General features: G+C 61.5%; 18 protein-coding genes and 3 pseudogenes. 13 read left to right on the top strand and 8 right to left on the bottom strand.

Annotated features, from left to right (window positions below; all coding sequences use genetic code 11):
- The first annotated feature begins 9 nt into the window (after positions 1 to 9).
- From AC1DNK_RS24730 to AC1DNK_RS24710, 5 genes are all read left to right on the top strand, one after another.
- A complete protein-coding gene (locus AC1DNK_RS24730) occupies positions 10 to 570 on the top strand; it encodes a helix-turn-helix domain-containing protein (RefSeq protein ID WP_477943800.1) in 561 nt (186 codons plus the stop codon).
- Positions 571 to 774: 204 nt separating this feature from the next.
- Positions 775 to 2,145, top strand: a complete 1,371-nt coding sequence (locus tag AC1DNK_RS24725; protein WP_477943851.1) for an LLM class flavin-dependent oxidoreductase — start codon at positions 775 to 777, stop codon at positions 2,143 to 2,145.
- A gap of 31 nt (positions 2,146 to 2,176) precedes the next feature.
- Positions 2,177 to 2,689, top strand: coding sequence for a flavin reductase (locus tag AC1DNK_RS24720; protein WP_477943799.1), 513 nt, complete (start codon positions 2,177 to 2,179; stop codon positions 2,687 to 2,689).
- Positions 2,667 to 3,944 carry an MFS transporter gene (locus AC1DNK_RS24715; protein ID WP_477943798.1) on the top strand — a complete coding sequence of 426 codons (1,278 nt, stop codon included), beginning with the start codon at positions 2,667 to 2,669 and terminating at the stop codon, positions 3,942 to 3,944. The genes AC1DNK_RS24720 and AC1DNK_RS24715 overlap by 23 nt, the downstream gene beginning before the upstream one ends.
- Positions 3,945 to 4,076: 132 nt before the next feature.
- Positions 4,077 to 6,143, top strand: a complete 2,067-nt coding sequence (locus AC1DNK_RS24710; protein ID WP_477943797.1) for a carboxy terminal-processing peptidase — start codon at positions 4,077 to 4,079, stop codon at positions 6,141 to 6,143.
- A 58-nt stretch (positions 6,144 to 6,201) separates the two neighbouring features.
- Here the strand turns inward: AC1DNK_RS24710 and AC1DNK_RS24705 are convergent, their stop codons facing one another.
- From AC1DNK_RS24705 to AC1DNK_RS24690, 4 genes and pseudogenes are all read right to left on the bottom strand, one after another.
- On the bottom strand, positions 6,202 to 6,693 hold the full coding sequence (locus AC1DNK_RS24705) for a hypothetical protein (RefSeq protein ID WP_477943796.1): 492 nt from the start codon (positions 6,691 to 6,693) through the stop codon (positions 6,202 to 6,204).
- A gap of 106 nt (positions 6,694 to 6,799) precedes the next feature.
- Positions 6,800 to 7,278, bottom strand: a pseudogene (locus AC1DNK_RS24700) (transporter); the annotation flags it as partial.
- A gap of 54 nt (positions 7,279 to 7,332) precedes the next feature.
- A pseudogene (locus tag AC1DNK_RS24695) lies at positions 7,333 to 8,121 on the bottom strand (hypothetical protein).
- 27 nt (positions 8,122 to 8,148) lie between these two features.
- Positions 8,149 to 8,840, bottom strand: a pseudogene (locus AC1DNK_RS24690) (mechanosensitive ion channel family protein); the annotation flags it as partial.
- On the opposite strand from AC1DNK_RS24690, the gene AC1DNK_RS24685 reads away from it, so the two are divergent.
- Positions 8,833 to 10,146 (top strand): DUF1254 domain-containing protein, encoded by a 1,314-nt coding sequence (locus AC1DNK_RS24685; protein WP_477943795.1) that lies wholly within the window; start codon positions 8,833 to 8,835, stop codon positions 10,144 to 10,146. The pseudogene AC1DNK_RS24690 and the gene AC1DNK_RS24685 sit on opposite strands and share 8 nt — an antisense overlap.
- A gap of 35 nt (positions 10,147 to 10,181) precedes the next feature.
- Here AC1DNK_RS24685 and AC1DNK_RS24680 read toward each other — a convergent pair whose 3' ends face one another.
- Complete coding sequence (locus AC1DNK_RS24680) at positions 10,182 to 11,486, bottom strand: aspartate aminotransferase family protein (RefSeq protein ID WP_477943794.1); 1,305 nt, start codon at positions 11,484 to 11,486, stop codon at positions 10,182 to 10,184.
- Positions 11,483 to 12,535, bottom strand: a complete 1,053-nt coding sequence (locus tag AC1DNK_RS24675; RefSeq protein ID WP_477943793.1) for a phosphotransferase — start codon at positions 12,533 to 12,535, stop codon at positions 11,483 to 11,485. The genes AC1DNK_RS24680 and AC1DNK_RS24675 overlap by 4 nt, the downstream gene beginning before the upstream one ends.
- 110 nt (positions 12,536 to 12,645) lie before the next feature.
- On the opposite strand from AC1DNK_RS24675, the gene AC1DNK_RS24670 reads away from it, so the two are divergent.
- A complete protein-coding gene (locus tag AC1DNK_RS24670) occupies positions 12,646 to 13,863 on the top strand; it encodes an ROK family transcriptional regulator (protein WP_477943792.1) in 1,218 nt (405 codons plus the stop codon).
- Positions 13,864 to 13,865: 2 nt separating this feature from the next.
- Here the strand turns inward: AC1DNK_RS24670 and AC1DNK_RS24665 are convergent, their stop codons facing one another.
- Together AC1DNK_RS24665 and AC1DNK_RS24660 are read right to left on the bottom strand one after the other, a co-directional pair.
- Positions 13,866 to 14,891, bottom strand: coding sequence for an SIS domain-containing protein (locus AC1DNK_RS24665; protein ID WP_477943791.1), 1,026 nt, complete (start codon positions 14,889 to 14,891; stop codon positions 13,866 to 13,868).
- Between the two features lie 28 nt (positions 14,892 to 14,919).
- On the bottom strand, positions 14,920 to 15,810 hold the full coding sequence (locus tag AC1DNK_RS24660; RefSeq protein WP_477943790.1) for an N-acetylglucosamine kinase: 891 nt from the start codon (positions 15,808 to 15,810) through the stop codon (positions 14,920 to 14,922).
- Positions 15,811 to 15,949: 139 nt separating this feature from the next.
- Between AC1DNK_RS24660 and AC1DNK_RS24655 the strand changes: the two genes are divergently transcribed.
- The 6 genes from AC1DNK_RS24655 (at position 15,950) to AC1DNK_RS24630 (ending at position 21,961) form a co-directional block, all read left to right on the top strand.
- Entirely contained in the window at positions 15,950 to 17,200 is a 1,251-nt protein-coding gene (locus tag AC1DNK_RS24655; protein WP_477943789.1) for an extracellular solute-binding protein, read from the top strand.
- 1 nt (position 17,201) lies between these two features.
- On the top strand, positions 17,202 to 18,137 hold the full coding sequence (locus AC1DNK_RS24650; RefSeq protein WP_477943788.1) for a carbohydrate ABC transporter permease: 936 nt from the start codon (positions 17,202 to 17,204) through the stop codon (positions 18,135 to 18,137).
- Between the two features lie 29 nt (positions 18,138 to 18,166).
- Positions 18,167 to 18,997 (top strand): carbohydrate ABC transporter permease, encoded by an 831-nt coding sequence (locus AC1DNK_RS24645; RefSeq protein WP_477943787.1) that lies wholly within the window; start codon positions 18,167 to 18,169, stop codon positions 18,995 to 18,997.
- 20 nt (positions 18,998 to 19,017) lie between these two features.
- Positions 19,018 to 20,070 carry an ABC transporter ATP-binding protein gene (locus tag AC1DNK_RS24640; RefSeq protein ID WP_477943786.1) on the top strand — a complete coding sequence of 351 codons (1,053 nt, stop codon included), beginning with the start codon at positions 19,018 to 19,020 and terminating at the stop codon, positions 20,068 to 20,070.
- A 9-nt stretch (positions 20,071 to 20,079) separates the two neighbouring features.
- Positions 20,080 to 20,844: an SDR family NAD(P)-dependent oxidoreductase gene (locus AC1DNK_RS24635; protein WP_477943785.1), complete on the top strand. Its 765-nt coding sequence runs from the start codon at positions 20,080 to 20,082 to the stop codon at positions 20,842 to 20,844.
- Between the two features lie 112 nt (positions 20,845 to 20,956).
- Entirely contained in the window at positions 20,957 to 21,961 is a 1,005-nt protein-coding gene (locus AC1DNK_RS24630; protein WP_477943784.1) for a GlxA family transcriptional regulator, read from the top strand.
- The last annotated feature ends 108 nt before the right edge of the window (positions 21,962 to 22,069 follow it).

Raw genomic sequence — 22,069 nt, 5'->3', positions numbered from 1 at the left:
GATGTCGTCATGCTGGATAAAGTCGATGAGCGCCTCGGCGCGCGGGTGCGTATTGAACGGGAAATTCGCGGCTGGTCGCTGACCGAGCTCGCGAAGCGTTCGGGTGTTTCCCGCGCGATGATCCACAAGGTCGAGCGCGGCGAGGCAAGCCCGACGGCAATGCTGCTGGCGCGGCTTTCTGGCGCTTTCGAGATCAGCATGTCGACACTGATGGTGCGTGCCGAGATGCAGGAAGGGCTGTTGCTGCGCAAGGACGACCAGCCGGTCTGGATCGATCCCGTTACCGGTTATGCGCGCCGCCACGTCTCGCCGCGATCGGCGACGCCGATCGATGTGATCGATGTCGATTTCCCGCCGGGCAAGGAATCGGGCTTTCCCGCCTCGTCCTATGCCAATCGCAAGCACCTCGTCTGGGTGTTGGCGGGCGAACTTGTCTTCATTGAAGGCGGCGTCCGCCATGAGATGCGGGAAGGGGATTGCCTCGAACTCGGCCCGCCCAACGACTGCATCTTCCGGAACGAAACGACCGAACCCTGCCGTTATGCGGTGATCGTTCTTCGTGAGGCCTGACCGAGCGGATCGTGCTACTATAGTGGTACGATCAGCATAGCGGAAAACGACGCCTGCTGCACTGGACAGCTTGCAGCGCCGGCTTCCTTCAGTCCCGTGTGCACGGAAATGCCGCCTTGACACAGATCGAATGTCCATCATATTGGCATCAATGATCCACGATAGTGGACAACTGCGTGCCGTGAGCAAGATAGGGAATCGATGATGCCTCGCCAGATCCATCTGAATGCCTTCGATATGGTCTGCCCGGGCCACATCCAGCAGGGCATGTGGACGCATCCGCGGGACCAGTCCGACCGCGTCAACGATCTGCAATATTGGATGGAATACGCGAAGAAGCTCGAATCCGGTCTGTTCGACAGCATCTTCTTTGCCGATGTCCTCGGTGTGTATGACGTCTATGGCGGCAGTCCGGATGCGGCGGTGCGCGGCGGGGTGCAGATCCCCGCCAATGATCCGACAATCGTCATTCCGGCTATGGCGGCGGTCACCAGGCATCTCGGTTTCGGCGTTACCTGCAATCTCACCTATGAGCAGCCGTTTCTGTTCGCCCGGCGGATGTCGACGCTCGATCACATGACCGGCGGCCGCATCGGCTGGAACATCGTCACCGGCTATCTCGACAGCGCCGCCCGCGCCATCGGCCTCAAGGGGCAGACCGCGCATGACGACCGCTATGATCTTGCCGACGAATATATGTCGCTGGTCTACAAGCTCTGGGAAGGATCCTGGGACGAAGACGCTGTTATCGCCGATCGCCGGAATGCGATGTTTGCCGATCCGTCAAAGGTTCGCGTGATCCACCACGAAGGACCGCAATACAAGGTCGATGCGATGCATCTCTGCTCGCCGTCGCCGCAGCGCACGCCGGTGCTTTACCAGGCGGGGTCTTCGCCGCGCGGGCGCGAATTTGCAGCGACCCATGCGGAATGCGTCTTCGTCAACGGCCAGAAGAAAGAGGATGTCCGCGGTATCACCGCCGACATCAAGGCGCGGGCGCAAGCGAAAGGCCGGTCGGCCGAGGACGTCAAGGTGTTCCTGGGCGCTAGCCTCGTTCTCGGCAGGACCAATGTCGAAGCGAGGGAAAAGTTCGAGGAATACAAGCGCTACGTCAGTTCCGAAGCGGCGCTGGTGCATGCGGCCGCATCGCTCGGTATCGATTTTTCGAAATACGATATCGACGAGCCGATCGAGACGGGCAAGAGCCAGGCGATCGTCTCCAATGTCGAGATCATCAATAAGGCGGCGGGTCCGCAATGGACGCGCCGCAAGCTTCTCGAGCAGATGGTGCTCGGCAGCCGCCAGACCCCGTGGGTCGGTTCAGCCGAAGAGATTGCAGATATGCTGATCGGCTGGAGCGGCGAGACCGGCGTGGCGGGCTTCAATCTGTCGCGTACCGTTGCGCCTGAGAGCATCGAGGATGTCATCGATCTGCTGATCCCGTTTCTTCAGGAGAAGGGCGTCTACAAGACGTCATACGCAGAAGGAACCTACCGCGAGAAGCTGTTCGGCACGGCACGCCTGCCATCGACCCATTCGGCCGCGCAATATCGCGGCGGAGCCGGCTCCCGGTAGCAGCTCTCAGCATCATCAGGAAGGATTGAACGTGGTCGATAAAACTGCGTATCGCGATGCCATGGCCGGGCTTGCGGCTGCGGTGAATATCATCACCTCGGATGGAGCCGCAGGCCCTGCGGGCTGCACTGTATCGGCGGTCTGTTCGGTGACCGACGAGCCGCCGACGCTGCTGGTCTGCATCAACCGCTCCAGCGCCAATAACGAGATCATCCGCCGGAACGGCAATCTCTGCGTCAATATTGTTTCCGCCGAGCAGAAAGAGATCGCGATGCAATTCGCGACGAAGGGATTATCGGTCAGCGAGCGCCTTGCCAGTGCCAACTGGAGCACACTTGAAACCGGAGCGCTGGTGCTTGATGGCGCAGTCTCCGCCATCGATTGCGAGGTCGATTCTGTTTCGGAGGTCGGCACTCATACGGTTTTCTATTGCCGTGTGAAGGCGGTCCGCAATCAGCCGGGCCGCGATGGATTGATCTATTTCGGACGCGATTTTCATCGGGTGGCGACCAGGCCGGTCAATGCGGCCGGACCTGCGGCCTGACACGATGCGCGGGCTAGTGACATCTGCCGCGGGCAATCCGTCGGCCAAGCCAGCCGGGCGCAAGGCCGTTTCGCTGGCGATCATCCTCGCGGCGCAGGTGGCGGCGATGAGCGTGTGGTTTTCGTCGAGCGCGGCAATCGCCAGCATCAAGCAGCAATATGCGATCGGCGCCTCGCAGGAGGCAATGCTGACCACGGCCGTGCAGATCGGCTTCGTGGCCGGAACGGTCGTGTCGGCGCTTCTGTCGCTGGCCGACCGTTTCGATCCGCGGCGGCTGTTTGCGCTGTGCGCCGCCGTCGCCGCTGTCGCCACGGCGTGTCTCATCTTCATGCCGCCTGTCGGCGCCGGCGTGATAGCGCTGCGTTTCCTTACCGGCATCTGCATGGCGGGCGTCTACCCGGTCGGCATGCGCATGGCGGCGACCTGGGCAAACCGCGATCTCGGCCTCCTGATCGGTCTTTTGGTCGGCGCTCTGACGCTTGGCTCAGCCAGCCCGCATCTTCTGGCGGCGATTGGCGATGTCGAATGGCGTGCGATCTACGGCGTGGCTTCGGCATCGGCGCTTGTCGCCGCTCTGCTGATCACCTTCGCCAAGCTTGGACCCAACATCCGCCGTGCGCCATCGGTCGATCTATCGAAGATCGCCGAAAGCTGGCGCCGGAGGTCGTTGCGGCGCGTGAACCTCGGCTATCTCGGGCATGTGTGGGAGCTCTATGCCATGTGGGCCTGGCTGCCGGTCTTCCTGCATCAGTCGTTTGCGGCGCGCGGTCTTCAGAACGCCGACACCAAGGCGGCCTGGCTGACCTTCGCCACCATCGCTGCCGGGGCGGCCGGCTCCTGGCTGGGCGGGATCGTCGCCGACAGGCGGGGCCGGACTTTCGTGACAACAACCGCGATGAGTGCCAGCGGCATATGCGCGCTACTGATCGGCTGGCTCTACTCCGCGCCACTGTTCCTGCTGATGCCGGTCGCGATCATCTGGGGCATCACCGTGATTGCCGACTCCGCCCAGTTTTCGGCCTCGGTCGCGGAGCTTGCGGAGCCCGGCTCAGTCGGGACATTGCTGACGGCGCAGACATGCGCGGGCTTTCTGCTCACGATGGTCAGCATTCACCTCGTTCCCGAGGTCCGGGCGCTGCTCGGCTGGCCGGGCGCCTTCACGATGCTTGCGCTGGGTCCCTTCGCGGGATGTGCCGCGATGTTGAGGTTGCGGCGCGAGCCGGAAGCACGGCTTCTGGCCGGCGGCAGGCGTTAGCCGGGCTGCAAGCCGCAGCCGTTTTCGATTGGAAACATCCGCAGAGACGATCCGCCCGGTTGCCAAAAAGCCATAATTGTTCCACCTACATCGGTCATTGATACGCGGCACCAAGAATTGGAACAGAGCTGAATGCGCATACAATACGGTTTATTCGGATTATTCCTTGCAATCGCGCCGTCCGCATATGCCCTGGAAGCTGCATCGCCGCCTGTATTGGAGCCGCTGAAGCAGCAGGCCCAGGCTGCGCAAATGAGCGCGCAATTTCTGACCCGTTACAGCTACAGGCCCGTCGCACTCGATGATGCGCTGTCGGCCAAGATCATGGATCACTTCATCAAGTCGCTGGATCCGGACCGGATGATCTTCCTGAAGGCAGACATCGACAAGTTCATGGCCGACAAGAGCAAGATCGACGACGCCATCGAGAAGCAGAACCTGCAGATCCCGTTCACGATCTTCAACGTCTATGAGCAGCGCGTCGTCGATCGCATGAATTATTCGCGCGGCCTGCTGAAGCAGGGATTCGATTTCAGCGTGAAGGAAGACTATTCCGTGCTGCGCGACAACGCCCCGTGGCCGCAGTCCGAAGCCGAGTCCGACGATCTCTGGCGCAAGCGCGTCAAGAGCGACTGGCTGCGGCTGAAGCTTGGCGGCAAGGCGGACGATGCCATTCGCGATACGCTCGACAAGCGCTATGAAAACGCTCTGGAGCGCGCCTACAAATACAAGAGCGACGATGTCTTCCAGTCGTTCATGGACGCCTATACCAATTCCGTCGATCCGCACACGGACTATTTCGGCGCCTCGGCCTCTGCCGATTTCGACATTTCGATGAAGCTGTCTCTGGTCGGCATCGGCGCGGTCCTGCAGGAACGCGACGACTACACGACGATCCGCGAACTCGTGCCCGGCGGCCCGGCGCAGCTCTCCGGCAAGCTCGCCGTCGGCGACCGCATCATCGGCGTCGGCCAGGGCGAGAATGGCGCGATCAAGGAAGTGCTCGGCACGCGTCTCGACGAAGTCGTGCAGATGATCCGCGGTGAGAAGGACTCCGTCGTGCGTCTCGACATTCTGCCCGCAGAAGCCAGTGCCGACGGCAGCCATCACATCATCAGCCTGGTGCGCGACAAGATCAGCCTCGAAAAACAGGCGGCCCGCAAGGATATCCTCTCGGTCAAGGACGGCGATGCCACGCGCAAGATCGGCGTGATTACCCTGCCGGCATTCTACGAGGATTTCGAGGCGCGTCGGAAGGGCGACCAGGACTACAAGAGCGCCAGCCGCGATGTCGCCAAGCTGCTCGAAGAACTGAAGCAGGACAATGTCGACAGCGTTCTGATCGATATCCGCAACAATGGCGGCGGCTCGCTCTCCGAGGCGATCGACCTGACCGGCCTCTTCATAGGCAATGGCCCGGTCGTTCAGCAGCGCGGCACGGATGGCAAGGTCGTGGTCCAGAGCGCCGATTTCCAGGAGCCCCTGTGGACTGGTCCGGTGGGCGTGCTCATCAACCGCGGCTCGGCTTCGGCATCGGAGATTTTCGCCGCGGCGATCCAGGATTACGGACGCGGCGTGATCATCGGAGAGCCGAGCTTCGGCAAGGGCACCGTCCAGACCGTCGTCGATCTCGACGAGATGGCGCATAACAGCAAACCCAAATTCGGCGAGCTGAAGGTGACGATCGCCCAGTTCTTCCGCGTCAACGGCGGGACGACGCAGCTGCGCGGCGTGACCCCGGATATCGCCTTCCCGGGTCTTTCCGACCCGAAAACCTTCGGCGAGACGAGCTATGATAACGCCCTGCCATGGACGGAAATCAAGCCTGCAAAATATAAGCCTTTCGGCGACATCAAAAGTGTGCTGCCACAGCTGCAGAGCCGCCATGATGCACGCGTCAAGACCGATCCGGGCTACCAGAGTCTGATTGAGGACATTGCCGACCTGAAGGCGCAGCGCGACAAGGGGCTTATCTCCCTCAACGAGGCCGAGCGCCGCAAGGAACAGGCCGCCCGCGAGGCGCGCCTGAAGGCGCGCGCCGATGTCAGCGGCGAAGACACGGGTCCGGATGACGGCCTGCAGTCAAACGAGCGCAGCCTCAGTGCGGATATTGCGATCGAGAATGCCCGCAAGAAGGCGAAGGACGTGCTGCTCGACGAAGCCGGCGCTATTCTTGCCGACGAGACGGCCCTGAAATAGGCCTTTCAGGGGCCGAAGAAACAATCGCGGGCGCGGCGAAAGCCGCTGCCCGCGCCTGTTATTTCCACTCCCACAGTTTCTTCGAACTGTGCGGGCGCGCTGAGACGATCGCGGCAGGATTGCCGGCGGCTGTCACATAGCGGGCAGCGTCTTCGGCATCGTTGACGCCGGCAAAGATCATCTTCATCGATTTCTTGGAGGCCGCACCTTTCGCCCGGTGCTCGAAGCTGATCACCGCATGAGGATATTCCTCATTGAGGCTGATCATCGGATCGCCCGTCAGCGCGATGTGTTCCTGCATCGCCAGGAATGACAGGACACGATCCCTGGCCATGTCGGGCGCAATCGGCTTGTTGCCTGCCGGCGTTCGGGCATGGGCCATGGTGTCGATCTGGCCCTTGCGCTTGCGCGTCTCGTAAACCAGTAGGTTCGCCCCCATCGCCAGTTCGGCGTGGAGATCGAAGGTCTGGTACCGGTCGCTATTGCCATGCAGATCGTCCAGGGCTGCCTTCAGATCCTGGATGTAATCGGTGTATCGCGATGCTGTCATGGGTCGTCCGCCTTCGATATCTGACCGCGCAATCGCATAGCGCCATCAGGCATGCAATAGGCGATGTCGATCAGGCAGGTGACAGACCGCTTCTCCTGGCGCCCGCCTATTGCGGGAACAGGAACGTTATCCCGGCGCGGAAGCCCCAGCCGTTCGGTCCGTTCTCGGGCGCTTCGGCCCAGTAGCGGGCACCGACCTGGAAGCTCACCGGTTGTTCGCCGAACTTCAGGAGCTTTGCCACCGAAAAATTGATCGGCACGGCCCACTGGTCGTTCTTCCAGTATAGGTGTTTTCGGTGTTAAGCGAGAAAGTCCAGGCGTCAGGGGTGGTGTAGGATATGAAGGGCTGCAGGAAGGTGGAGCTGATATCAGGGCGATCGCTGTTGCCTGCGACGGACCAGATGTGATTGGCGAGCGCGCCGTAGGTCCAGGGGCCATCCTGCTTCAGGACGACGGCGGTCGGGCCGAGCCCCCACTTGCCGCTGCCGAGCATCGTGTCCGTTGCGGTCGGTAGCAGGAAGACCGGGCCGGCGCCCCAGACGATGCCGCCCGGTCCCGGTTCCTTCGGCGAAACGAAGAAGCTTTGGGCTCTGGCTTCATGCGTTGGTCTCCGATTGGGATCTGCACTTCGCCGCAAGTTTCAGAACCGGATCGTCATGCCGATGATCGGGCCGTGCTGGATCATGTCGTAGGTGAAGCCGTCACTGCTGTAATCGACGCCCTGGGCGCGGTATCCGAGCACGGCTGACATGGTGTCGTTGAACTTGTAGCCGAGGCCGGCCAGCACATCCCAGTCGAGGTCGGCGCCGCCCGCACCAATCATCGCCCAGCTGTCATGTAGACATTGTCAGTGAAGGAATAGCTGCCCTTGAAACCAACAAGACCATCAACCCAGTTGGCGCTGTCGGTTCCCTCGAGATTACCGATCAGGCCGCCACTCAGGCGGATGGTGGTTTCGGCATGCCAGAAACGGGCGCCCGCCAGAATGTCGAGGCGCGCCTGCGGGTCTTCGTAGATCGTGTAGGCGGCACCCAGCAGCGCCGTGAAGGTCACAGTCTTCAGATCAACGTCGTCGGCGATGATGCCGCGCGGCGTGGCGGAGTCGGTGGTCACCCTGGCATAGCTGATATCGGTGAAGATGCTGAATCGGTCGTAGCGGGCATCGCCTGCTCCCATGAACGCGAAATCCAGGGTCGAGATGATGTCGCCGAAATCCTGGCTGACATCCACGGTCGGCAAGCCGAACACCTGGCTTTCTCCATCGAGACCGGCAGTCCAGAAATAGGGAGAGAACGAGAAACTCCAGCCGTCGGGCCGCTCGGGGGATGGTTGCGGCGCTGTTACCGGCAAGCAGATCGGCAGCACCCGCAGGCGCGGCGAAGGCGGCCAGTGCCGCAACACCAATGATAAATCGAATCTTGCTGTGCATGTGTCGTCCCCTCGGCCTTGGCCCTTGTCACACTTCTGCTGCCGCAGCTGCTTTCGCCTGCTGCGCCTTGATGGTGGCGGCGGCCGCGGCCGCTCCACCCTCTCGCTCGTCGCCACCGACATTGACGGTCGGCTGCGCGAATTCGATGCCATTTGCCCTGAAGGCTTCCCGGATCCGCAGTTGCGCCTTGCGGCGTATGTAGGTCTCAATGCCTGGTACCGTGGTCATGCCGAAGCCCAGCACGATGCCGTAGTCGCCGAATTCCTCGACGCCCTTCATCTTCAGGGGTTCGATGAAGAGCGGTCCGAGTTCGGGATCTTCGAGCAGTTCGGCGCCGATCTTCTTGGTCAGCTTGCGGGCCTTTTCGACATCGGTGTCGAAGCCGACAGAAATCCGGAACTTGTCGATCACCCAGTCCCGGCTCATGTTTTCGACCGCGCCGAGCTCGCCGAACGGGACGGTGAACACGGGGCCGCGGTAATGCCTGAGCCGGACCGATCGCAGGCTGAAGCCCTCGACCGTTCCCTTGTAGTTCTTGGCCTGAATGTATTCGCCGACGCGGAAGGCATCGTCGAGCATGTAGAAGACGCCGCTGATGATGTCCTTGACCAGCGTCTGCGATCCGAAGCCGAGTGCCACGCCGAAGATGCCTGCACCGGCGATCAGCGGCCCATCTCCACGCCAAGCTGGGCGAGGATGATCAACGCCGCCATGACGGCAAAGGCGGTCCAGGCCGTCGTCTGGGGCATGCCTGCCGTGAACTACGATCTGATGCGGCAGGAGATGCTGAACAAGACACCGGGCAAGGTCGGCCAGGTCATCTATTGGGGCAAACCGCTCGACTGGAAGAACCAGACGCTGACGCCAAATCCCGATGCGCTTTACTTTATGGCGTTCTTCGACACGAAGGACGGGCCTGTCGTTCTCGATCTTCCTGCAGCAGAGGCGAAGGGTTTCTTCAACGGCAATATTGTCACGGTCTGGCAGCAGCCGCTTGAAGATGCCGGTCTGCTCGGCGCGGACAAGGGAAAGGGAGGAAAATTCCTCATCCTGCCGCCTGATTACAAGGAAACACCGCCTGACGGATACATCCCGCTGAAATCCAATGTCTACGGCAGCTATATACTGTTCCGCTCCAATATGGCGAGCCATGACGCTGCCGATGTTCAGGCCTCCATCGAATATGGAAAAAAGATGAAGGTCTATCCGCTCTCGGCAGCGGCCAATCCCCCTCAGACCGTGTTCAGCGATGTGAAGGACATCGTTTTCGATTCGACGATCCAATGGGACGCGCGCTTCTTCGACAATCTCAATCGCGTCGTCCAGGAGGAGCCGTGGATCGCGCGTGACCGGGTCATGATCGATCAGCTAAAGTCGCTCGGCATCGAGAAAGGCAAGCCCTTCAAGCCGGATAGTCACCTCAAATCGTTGCTGGCAAAGGCCATGAAGGAAGCGCAAGTCCTGCTTCAAGCAAAATACGATGACGGTTTTGCGCCGTTTTTCAGCGAGACCAGCCGTTGGACCTTTCCAGGCTATGCCGACGTCGTCACGGCCGCCCAAAAGGATTTCGACGATGCGGATTCCTATCCTGTCGATCATCGCGGGGTGATCTACACGATGGCCTACATCGGCATCAAAAGACTGGGCGCCGGTCAGTTCTACTCGATCTCCATCCGCGACAATGACGGCCGCGCCTTCGACGGGCGCCACACCTGCAAACTGAACGTGCCGGCGAATGTGCCTGTTCAGCAATATTGGTCGGTGACCGCCTATGACCGCAAAACCCATGCGCTGATCAAGAACGTTTCGCGCGCCAGCCGATCCTCGCAGATTCCGGATCTCGCAAAGAATGCCGATGGTTCCATTGATCTGTATTTCGGGCCAAAGCCGCCGAAGGGCAAGGATGCCAATTGGGTCCCCACCGATCCGAAGCGGCGCTTTGAGTTGATGTTCCGCGCCTATGGGCCAACCAAGGATTTCTTCGACAAGAAATGGGTACTGTCCGATGCCGTCAGACTTCAGTAGGCCGCCGCCCGACCTTCTTGCCGTAGCGGGCCCGTTCACATCGGGCTTAGCGTCTGCTCCAATGCGTCCAGAAACTGATCGGCATGATCGCGGGTGAAGACCAGCGGCGGGCGGATCTTCAGGACGTTGGCGTCAGGGCCGCTGGCGCTGATCAGCACCTGTCTCTCCCGGAGGCCATTGACGATGCGCCCTGCAAGCGATGCCGACGGCCTGCCGTTCTCGACGATATCGGCCCCGATGAAGAGCCCTGCACCGCGGATATCGCCGATCCCCGGAAAGCGGGTCTTCAGCGCTTCGAGTCCGCGCAGGAAGTGGGTGCCGACGTCGCGGGTATGGGCAATGAGATCCTGATCCTTGATGAAACGCAGCACGGCCATGCCTGCGGCGGCGGCGACAGGATTGCCGCCGAATGTGTTGAAGTAGCGCGAATTCTTGCCGAATTCGGCGATGACCTCGGGTCTGGCGATCAGTCCGGCGACGGGATAGCCGTTGCCCATCGGCTTGCCCGTCGTGACCAGATCGGGCACGACGCCGTGGCACTGGAACCCCCACATCGCCTCGCCTGTTCGCCCGAAGCCAGGTTGCACTTCATCGGCGACGAAAATGCCGCCCGCCGTCCGGATCGCCTCGACAGCCAGCTTGAGGAAGCCGGTATGGCCGGGGATGACACCGTCGCTGGAGAAGATCGTATCGACGATCAGCATCGCCGGCTTGATGCCATGGCGTTTGAGATCGGCAATTGCGGCCTTCACGCCAACGGCAAAGGCGGCCTCCATCTGTTCAGGCGGAAGCGAAGGATCGGGTGCGGCGACGGTGCGCACATGCGTTCCGAGATCGACATTGGGGCCGAGCGAGGGTGAGAAGGCGGCAACTGTTGCCGTGACGCCGTGATAGGCATGCGCCGTTACGATGATGCCGGTTCCGCCGGTATAGCTGCGGGCGATCCGCACGGCCAGATCGTTGGCCTCGCTGCCGGTGCAGGTGAACATGACCTGGCTGAGTTCATCCGGGCATGTCGCGGTGAGAGCCTCGGCGTAGTCGAGGATGTTTTCGTGCAGGTAGCGCGTATGCGTGTTCAGCGTTTCGGCCTGGCGGGCGATCGCCTCCAGCACCGCCGGATTGCCGTGGCCGATGGAGGCAACGTTGTTATAGGCGTCGAGATAGGCGCGTCCTTCTGCGTCGTAGAGCCAGACGCCTTCGCCGCGTACGAAATGCAGGGGCCGTTCGTAAAACAGCCGGTAGGCCGGTCCGAGTACGCGTTCGCGCCGCTTGATCATCGATTGCTCGGCAGCGCTCAGGCGCTCGAAATCGCCGGCTCCGAATGCGTTGGCCATGGTCATGCTGAGTCTCCGATAGTCTGCCGGAAGAAGGCGGCAAGCGCTTCGTCGCTATGATCCGCCAGGCGAATGAGCCCGGCAAGGGCTGCCGGGTGGTTGCGCAGGATGTAGTCGCGGTTTTCAGGGTAGAGGCTGGCACGCCATTCCGGGATGAGAACGGTCATCGCCAGCCGCGTCCGCAGAAGACAGGGCAGTGCCGAAAGCTCGTCTGCGGAGAGCGGGCGGACCGCATGATAGGCCTGAAGCATCGCAACGATAGCCTCCATCCCGTCGTCACCGCCCGCCTGATAGGACAGCGCCACGGCGAGATCGTTGACCAGCGGCGCCTCGACGAGATCGCCGAAGTCGATGACCCCGGTGATCTCCGCAGGGTCGTCTGCCGCTACGAGAATGTTGTGCGGATTGAAATCGTTGTGGATCACTTGCCGTGGGAGCGCGGAAAATCCGTTGGAAGCGAGACGCTCGAAGCCGTCGAGCGCTGAAACGACGAGGCTGCGCCGCTCTTCGCCAACGTGAGAGGTGAGGGGCCGCAAAGCGGCGCCGTTGCAGATGTCCCAAAGCAGGTTCTGCAGCAGCGGCTCAGGTCTGAAATCCGCCAGAGCCTGACCGAGCTGCGCCAGGCTGCGCCCCAGCGCCTGTATCTGCGGCACGGAGCGCGGTGCCTTGTAGAGCTGAACGCCATCCAGAAATGTCAGCATACGCACAAAGCGCTGCTCGCTTCCGAAACCCAGCTTGAGGAGAAAATTGCCGTTATAGGCCGGGATCGGCTTGGGGAGGGGAAGCGCCAGCGGTTTGCGCTCGAGGTGGCGCAAGGCATCGGTCTGGAAGGTCAGCACATCGGCGCGCTCGGCCGTATTGGCGATCTTCAGGATCGCGCGCTGGCCATGCGCGGCCTGGATCAGGAAGGTCTCGTCGCGCTCGCTTGAGAGTACCGAAGCGCGGCCGGCAATGCAGAAATACTGGGCGGCAATGGCTTCGACGCGCGCAAGCGGCGTCCTCTCCAGTTTTGCCGTCAGGGCGTCGTTGGTATCGGGCTCGGAGGTTTGGGTCATCAAGCTGGCCTTTATTGACACCGGGTCACGGACGATGTTTGAAATTCGATGCTGCGCGATTTGAATGATGCGTTGCACGCAACCGGCCAATGTCGGATGAAAGAGAAGCAATGCCGCCAGCCACCATTCCGCCGCTTACCGAAAGCTCCCGCTCCGTTCTGCGCGTCGTTGCGTCTTCCGGCCCGATCACCCGGCCGCGGCTCGGCGCGATGCTCAATCTTTCCAAGCCGACGATGACCGCGGTGATGAACGAGCTCGGTGCATTGGGGCTGGTGGCGCCGATCGGTTCGCAGCAGGGGGCGATGGGCCGTTCGGCCACGGTTTATGCCCTGGGGCCGGAAGCCGGTTATGTGCTCGGGATCGATGTCGGTGTCGCGCAGGTGCGCGCTGTCGCGCAGGGGCTCGACGGAACGCCGCTTGCGACTGCCGAACTCAAAATCGCCAAGCAGCAGCGCGCCACGACGGAAGAGGTGGCCGAGATCGTCGACGAAGCGGCGCGAACCGCGATCCTGGCGGTCGGCAAGCGCAGCAAGAACCTGCGCAGCATCGCCGTTGCCGTTCCACGCATCGTCTCGCGCAACCGGCTGGGGCTGAGTCGCCGCAAGGGGCCGGAAGCGGTTCTGCAGCGGTTGCGGCAATCCGTCGAAGCGCCGATCCTGCTGGAGAACAACGTCAACTGCGCGGCCTTCGGCGAGCTTCGCGCCGGCGCGGCGCAGGGCCGCGAAATCTTTCTGTTTCTGCAGATCGGCGTACGCATCGGCCTCGGTATCGTCATCGGCGGCAAGCTTTTCCGCGGCTTCAATGGTGCCGCGGGCGAAGCCGGCCGCCTGCCGTTTCCGTGGTCGGCCGGACATGTGCCGGAGCGCGAGGGCCTGGAACATCATTTGGGCTCCGATGCGCTGATGGAACGTTGCATCGCCGGATGGCCCACCACCGCTGGGGAGCCGCCGGTGACGGCACGTGAACTCTTCGACCGGGCGCATGCGGGCGAAAAAGAAGCTCTGCTCTGGGTCAACAGACATGGGGCCGATATCGGGAGAATGGTCGCTGGCTGCATCGGCTTCTTCGATCCGGGTCTCGTTGTTCTGGGCGGCGGCGTCGGTCAGAATCCGCTGATGCTCGATGAGGTCCGTCATGTCGCCCGCGACCTGACCTGGGCGACGGAGATTGCGGTGAGCAGCCTCGGCGTCAATGGCACCGTTCTCGGGGCTACCCGGCTTGCCGCCGACTATGCGCTGGCCGATATTCTCGGCGAAGCGCCGGATGCAACGCTGGTGCTGCCCGCCGGCCCGGCCCCGGACGAGGGGCCGGAAGCGTCTTTCGGCTGATCTTACACTTCCGTCGGCGACCACGGCTTCAGCTTGGTATCGGTCTGGCGATAGCGGAAGGTGATGTTCGTCAGCCCGGCGGCGTCCTGCATGTCGCCTGTTATCATCTGCAGGGCGACGATCTCGATGATCGCATCGGCGATCGGGTGATTGAGGCCGGGCACGGCGATCACCACCAGATTGTCACGCTGGGCAATGTCGCGGCGGTTGGTGATCAGAACCGAGGGGCAGCCGAAGCCCGCCATGTCCTCGGCAATCTTCGTCTCCCGGCCGTTGCCGAAAGCGATGACGCCGGTTCTCCGGTCCTGCGATTCCATCGGCCCGTGCAGATAGTTCATCGTGTCCCATCCGGCGGCGGGAATACGCACGGCCTCGCGGATCAGCATCGCACCTTCGCCGGCATTGGCATAGCCGGTGCCGCCGCCGACGAGATCGATCGAGCTGCAGGCGCCGAGCATTTTTGCGGCTTCGGACGCTTGCCCCGCGGCGGATTGCAATGTCTTCGAAACAGCGGCTGGCAGGCGGTTCCACTCGGGAGAAGAGCGTCCGCCCGCCAGCCTCTCACAGAGCAGCCCGATGGCGAGCAGCATGCCGGTATAGCCCGTCGAGCTCGCGCCATTGTCGGAACCGGACCCCGTCGGAAGGACGGCGCCGGTGAGTTCGGCAAGCGGGTTCTCGCTGCCTCTGCAGATCGCAATCTTCGGCGTGGCAGGCCTGAGCCGCATCACGTCCGAGATTTCACGGCTCTGACCCGATGCCGACAGGGCCACGAAGGCGCCGGCGGCGCTGTCCAGCGCTTCGTAGAGATCGGTCGGGCAATAGGGAAAGGATGGGATGCCCAGCGCGCGAAGGTAGACGGCGCCCGCCATGGCGGCCTGATAGCTGGCGCCGATCCCGGCAAAGCCCACCGTCTTGCCGGCGAAGCCGCTGATATCCAGCCTGGCGAGTGCCTCGCGCACGACGCTCAGGCCTTCCGCCAGGCTTTCCGGCTGGCGGGCAACCGCGTTTCTGTAACCAATGCGTTCCATTTGCGCTTCCTCTGTCTATGCAATCGGTTCAGCCGAGCAGGCGGCGCGCAAGCGCCAGTGCGCCATTGACCGGGGCCGCGCGCAGCAGGGTGATTTCGCTCTTCGGAGAGACCTCCGCCATCGCCCGGCGAAAGGCCTCGAACAGGCTCGGCTGCTCAACAACGACACCGCCGCCGATGACGACGTGACTGGCGTCCGCACCGCGGCTGATCAGAATGCCGACAAGGCGGGCGAGGGCGGCTGCACCGTCCTCGATCACCCTCGATGCGAGTGGTGATTTCTGCGAGGCAGCCTCGAATACGGCATCGGCATAGCTGCCCCAGACGGCCGCGCCGCGCGTCTCGTTGAGCAGGCGGCCGATCTTCGTCGCATCGTCGGTCTGCAGCTTCGACATCAGACCGGCGACAAGCGGATCACCGCTCTCGCCGAGATCGATCGACTTGCGGATCGCCCGGGCGGCTTCCCTGACGAGCGCTGCGGCACTGCCTTCGTCGCCGAGGATCCAGCCCCAACCACCGGCAACCAGCATCTCGCCTTCGCCGTTGCGTGCAACGGCAATCGACCCGGTGCCGGAGACGACTCCGATACCTGCCTCGAAGCCTGCTGCGGGAACCAGCAGTTCGGAATCGTTGACGACCTTGATCTTGCCGGTGAGGTGGGCGGCAAGATCACTTTCCATCTGCGTGCAATGCGGACCGGTGTCGCAGCCATGGGCACCGACAGCGATAGCAGCAGGTTCCGCCTTCGCCGTTTCTGTGATTAGCGCTGCGAGCGCGGCAGCATCGGCGGCCCGGTCCCATGTTCGCCAGTCGGAGGTGGGCACAACCGTATCAGCAACCACATCGCCGTTGTCGCTGACGAGCAGATGCGTCTTTGTGCCGCCGATATCGATGCCTGCGATCAGGCCGCTTTTCGCCATAGAATATATGCCTTCTGCATGAAGTTCGGTGGGCTAAAAAATATAGTTAGGCAGCTTTACAAACTATCTAGCCAAAAGGCAAGAACTATGATTTGTTAATGATCGTGAACACGCCCTAGAAAACGAAAAGGGGAGCGTAATGAGAGTGAGATCGATAGCAGGGCTGCTGACCGCAGCGACAATTGCCTGGGGGCTTTCCGCTCCCTTCACCTATGCCACGGACATTTCCTTCTGGACCTGGCGCCAGGAAGACAAGGCGGCCTACAACGAGCTGTTTGCCGACTTCACCAAGGAAAATCCGGATATCCACGTGAAGTTCGAATCCTTCCCGGACGAGAACTATCCGACGATCGTCTCGACGGCGCTGGCCGGCGGCAAGGGCGGCGATGTCATCCACACGCATGCGTATGGATGGCTCGAGCAGTTCGTGAAATCCGGCTATTTCGTCAAGCAGGACAGCTCCAACATGCCGTCGCTGGCCAACATGTCGGCCGATGCGCTCCTGTCAGGCACGTACCGTGCCGACGGACAGGTCTATTCGTTGCCCTTCGCCTCGCAGACCCTCGGCCTCTTCATCAACAAGGACGTCTTCGAAAAGGCCGGTCTCAAGGCGCCCACCACCTGGGATGAGTTCATCACCGTTTCCAAGGCACTGAAGGAAAAGGGCATCATTCCGCTCGCCAACGGCCTTGGCACCAGCTGGTTCAACGAAATGTTCGTTGCTTCCTTCACCGGCCCGCTGCTCGGCCAGGATTTCGTCTCCGACCTGAAGACCGGCAAGGCGACTTTCAAGGATTCGCGCTACATCGCCGCTCTCACCAAGCTGCTTGAACTGCGCGATTACATGTCGCCCGGCTTCGAGGGTATCGACTACGATACCGCAGGGCAGCTCTTCGTCAGTGGCCGTGCCGCAATGCTTGCCGGCGGCAGCTTCGACATCTCCACCTACAAGGGCGAAAACCCGCAGATCAACATGGACTTCATTGCACCGCCGGCTGCAAAGGCAGGCGATGTTCCCCAGGCAACGAAGTTCTATGACGGCGGCTATGCGGTCAACGCAGCATCGCCGAACAAGGAAGCCGCTCTCAAGCTGGTCGCCTGGATGGGCACCAAGGAATTCGGCGACAAGTTCACCGCGCTCCTCGGCAACATCTCGCCGATCAAGGGCGTCGTCGTGAAGGACCCGCTGCTGGCAGAAGTCGCCAAGCTCAACGAGACCGCGATGCCGCACATCAACGTCGTCTATTTCCGCTTCCAGAAGCCCACGGGTTCCGAGTTGCTACAGAACGACATTACGAAGATGATGTCCGGCAGCATGACGCCCGATCAGCTTGGCGCCGATCTGACCGATGGTCTCGCCAAGTGGTACAAGCCTTTCCAGGGGAAATGACATGAGCAATGACCGGCGCCGCACGACGACTTTTCTGCCGCAGCGCCGGTCCTTGTGGATCTGCTTTCTGCTCTTCCCGGCGATGGCCGTGATGACGCTCTTCGTCGTCTGGCCATTGCTCTCCGCCCTGCGTTTTGCCTTCTATGATTTCAACGGCCTGCTGCCGTCGAACTTCATCGGCCTGGAGAACTTCCGGAAGGTCCTCTTCGAGGAGCCGTATAGCGACTGGACCTACAATGCCTTCTGGCACAATGTTATCGTCTTCGTCTCTCTGATGGTCTTCGAAAACGGCACCGCTTTCCTCATCGCCTTCGGGCTGTTGAAGGGGTTGCCCGGCCATCGCATCCACCAAGTCATCGTCTTTCTTCCGGTGGTGCTTTCTTCCGTTATCGTCGGCTTTCTCTGGAAGCTCTTCCTGCATCCGCTGTTCGGTATCGTCAACGGCGCGCTGGCGCTGATCCACATCCAGGGACCGGCATGGCTCGGCAATGAAAATACTGCACTCGGCAGCATCATCTTCGCCAATATCTGGCATTGGCTGGGCTTCCCGACGTTGGTGCTGCTCGCCGGCATGCAGCGGATTTCCGCCGAGGTGATCGAGGCGGCGCGGCTCGATGGAGCCGGCGACTATGTGCTCCTCCGCCGCATCATCTGGCCGCTGATTGCCCCGAGCGTCACGATTGTCTGCATCCTGACCTTCATCGGCAGCTTCAACTGGTTCGAAATCCCCTACGTCATGGCGGGGCTGACAGGATCGCCCGGCGGATCGACCGATGTGCTCGGCCTCTATTTTTACCGCACGGCCTTCGGCAGCGTCACCAACGGCATCCAGGATTTCGGCCAGGGCAGCGCGCTAGCCGTCCTGATGTTCCTGTTCGTCGCCGGCTTCTCCTTCGTGGCTCTGCGCTTCCTGCGCCGCCGTGAAATCCAGCTCTAGGCCGCCCTTTGCCAGTTTCGGGAAATGACATGAACAATTCCAACGAGTGGATCAAGAACGGCTTCATTCAGGCGGTGCTTGTGCTGAACGCACTCATCATGCTCTACCCGCTTGTCGTCATGGTACTTTCCTCATTCAAGAAGAATGCGGAGATCTTCACCTCGCCCTTTGCCCTGCCGCAGAGTTTCGGCTTCGACAATCTGCAGAAGGTCTGGGATCAGACGAATTTCATTCGCTATATGCTGAATTCCTTTGGCGTCACGGCGGCCTCGATCATCCTGATCCTGACTTTTGGCACGATGGCCGCCTATGCGATCGCCCGCTATGAATTCCGCCTCGGCAGCGCTGTGCTGATGTTCTTCATCAGCGGCATGACGGTGCCATTGAAGCTGGCGATCATCCCGCTCTTCATCCAGCTCGATACGCTGCATCTGGTCGATACCTATGCCGGCCTCGTCCTTGTCTATGTCGCCATGGGCCTGCCGTCGGCGGTGTTCATCATGACGGGTTTCCTGCGCACGCTGCCGCGCGAGCTGGAAGAGTCGGCACGTATCGATGGCGCCAGTGAATTGCGGATCATGCTGAAGATCATGCTGCCGCTGGCGCGCCCTGCCATGGTGATCGTGGCAATCCAGAATGCGGTGCCGATCTGGAACGACTTCTTCTTCCCGCTGATCCTGATCACCTCGGACAATCTGAAGACATTGCCGCAGGGCCTGACTGTTTTCATCGGCGAGTTCACCACTGATTGGGGCGTGATGTTCACCGGTCTGACGCTGGCCGCATTGCCGATCACGCTTCTCTACATCGTGCTTTCCAAGCAATTCATCGCCGGCATCACCCAGGGCGCCGTCAAGTAATTCCAGGAGATTGGACCCCAATGAGCTCCGTGCAAATCCGCAGCGTCAGCAAGAGCTACGCCCAGACCAGCGTTATCAAGGATGTATCCGTCGATATTCCGGACGGCGAGTTCGTCATCCTCGTCGGTCCCTCCGGCTGCGGAAAGTCGACGCTTCTGCGGATGATCGCCGGACTTGAGGATATCAGCGGCGGCGAGATCGCCATTGGCGGCAACGTCATCAACGACGTCGCACCGAAATCCCGGGACATCGCCATGGTGTTTCAGAACTATGCGCTCTATCCGCATATGACGATCCGGGAAAACATGGAGTTTGCGCTTCAGCTGAAAAAGGTCCCGAAATCCGAGATTGATGGCAAAGTGATGCGCGCAGCCGAAATCCTCGGGCTCCAGGATCTCCTGGCGCGCTATCCGCGCCAGCTCTCCGGCGGCCAGCGCCAGCGCGTTGCCATGGGCCGCGCCATCGTTCGCGATCCCAAGGTGTTTCTGTTCGACGAGCCGCTTTCGAACCTCGATGCCAAGCTCCGTGTCCAGATGCGTGCCGAAATCAAGGCGCTGCACCAGCGGTTGAAGACCACCACAGTCTATGTCACCCATGATCAGGTAGAAGCGATGACCATGGCCGACCGCATCGTCGTCATGCGCGCCGGTATCGTCGAGCAGGCGGGAACGCCGCTGGAGCTCTACGACAATCCCGCCAACATCTTCGTGGCGCAGTTCATTGGCTCTCCGGCGATGAATATCATCGAAGGTACGGTTGCTGGCGGCGCGTTCGAGAGCCTCGACGCCATCAGCTTTCCCCTGCCTGCGAATGCGCCAGCCGAGGGAAGCAGGATCCACTATGGCATCCGGCCGGAGCATATCGTCCTGTCGGACAAGGGGGTGGCCGGTATCGTCCATCTCGTTGAGCCGACAGGCGCCAGCACCGAGGTGATCGTCAGCGTCGGCAAGCATCAGGTCGTCGTCCAGGCGCATGAGCGGCTGGTCGTGCAGCCCGGTCAGCAGCTCCATCTGGCCTACGATCCTGCAAAGGTCTGCCTGTTCGACGAGAGCGAGCAGCGCATCCGGATCTAGGAGCAGGCCATGAGCAGCAGGAAAAGTGTCATCATCACCGGCGCCGGATCCGGTATCGGCGCGGCAACGGCAATCGCCTTTGCCCGCAGCGGCTATGACGTTGCCGTCAATTACAGCCGCAACAGGACAGGCGCGGAAGACGTGGTCCGCCAATGCCTGGAAGCGGGAGCCGACGCGATCGCCATCCCCGGTGATATTGCCGGGGATGAGGATTGCCGGCGGATCGCGGACGAGGCGATCCGGCGCTTCGGCAGGATCGACGCGCTCGTCAACAATGCCGGCGTCACGCGTCAGGCCGCAGCCGGAGATCTCGATGCCTCTAGCGCTGCAGATTTCGAGGTGATCTTCCGCGTCAATGTCAGCGGCACCTATCAGATGATCCGCGCCGCCGTCCCCTATCTGCAGAAGGCGCCGCTGGGGTCGATCGTCAACGTCTCGTCGGACTCGGCCATCTCCGGCTCCGGTTCGTCGCTGGCCTATGCAGCCTCGAAAGGGGCCGTCAACACGATGACCCGCGGCCTTGCGCGGACGCTGGCGCCGCATATCCGCGTCAACGCCGTCTGCCCCGGCTTCGTCGATACTTCGTGGGCGCTGTCCTGGCTCAGCGAAGATGCCTACCGGGAGTTCAAGGCCGGGCTGATTGCCGCAGCGCCGCTGAAGAGCATTCCTGACGCATCGGATATTGCCGATGCGATCCTCTGGCTGTCGGACCGCGCCTCCCGGATGACCGGGCAGTGCCTTGTAATCGATAGCGGGGCGAGCCTCGTAGAGTAAGTTCGGCAGATCAGACGCCGCGGACAGTCTGCGAGAATGTCGCCAACACTTGTGCACGCAATCTTGTTTCCGCATATGCTCGCGGCAAACTTGCTGCCGGATGGATCTGCATATGCGTGGCGACAGAGCCAACTCACTGAAGTTGAAGATCGGCTTCCTGCTGGCGCGAAATTTTACGCTGAGCGCCTTTTCCCTGTTCGTCGATACGCTGCGGCTGGGCAGCGATCAGCGCGACAATTCCGGGAGAATTGCCTGCGATTGGTTGGTCATGAGTGTCGACAAGCATTTCGTGACGTCGAGCTCGGGCGTACCCGTGCCACCAAACGCGTCGCTGAAACCACCCGCCGAGTTCGACTATATCGTGGTCGTCGGCGGCCGGATCAACGAGAAGATCGAGGCGCTCGACAGCGCCGCTGTCTCCTATGTCGTCAACGCCGCGCGTGCGGGTGTGCCGGTGATCGGCCTCTGCACGGGCAGCTTCATTCTGGCGGAGGCGGGTCTTCTCCAGGGAAAGAAGGCCTGTGTCAGCTGGCTGCACCATGGCGAGTTTCGCGAGCGCTTCCCTGACATCTCCGTGACATCGCACGAGCTGTTCGTCGAGGACGGAAATGTCATTACCTGTGCGGGCGGCAGCAGCGCGGCGGATCTGGCGGCGTTTCTGCTCAACCGGCATGTCGGAGAGTTCGCTGAGAAGAACGCACTCGAAATTCTGCAGATCGCCAGACGGCGGGATGCCAACGAGATGCAGCCCCGCAATCCGATCGGGCAGGGCAGCATCGATGATGCGAGGGTCGAAAAGGCGCTGCTGACGATGGAGCAGCATATCGAAGATCTGCTCGATATCGAGGATATCGCATCGCAGAGCGGGCTATCGCGCCGCCAGCTCGAGCGCTCGTTCCGGGCGGCGATCGGCACTTCTCCGGCCTCCGCCTACTTGATCGTTCGGCTGGATGCGGCGATGCGCCTGGTGAAAACCACGAAGATTCCGCTCGCCGAGATCGCCATTCGCGCCGGCTTTCAGAATTCCTCACATTTCATCAGAAAGTTCAGAGAGCGTTTCGAGGCACCTCCGGCCACCGTCCGCAAAAATATCAAGCTGCGCGGACTGAGCGGCTGAGACTGCGGCAATAAAGCCTGAGAAACAGAGTGTATCTTCGATGGCTGATAAACCGCCCGTCAATAAATCCATGTCAGATTTCCGTCATCCCATAGCCGGGATGGAGGA

Source organism: Rhizobium sp. 01N424, from assembly GCF_056399485.1.
Note: the sequence above shows the minus strand (reverse complement) of the source record. Positions and strands in the feature narration are given on the sequence as shown.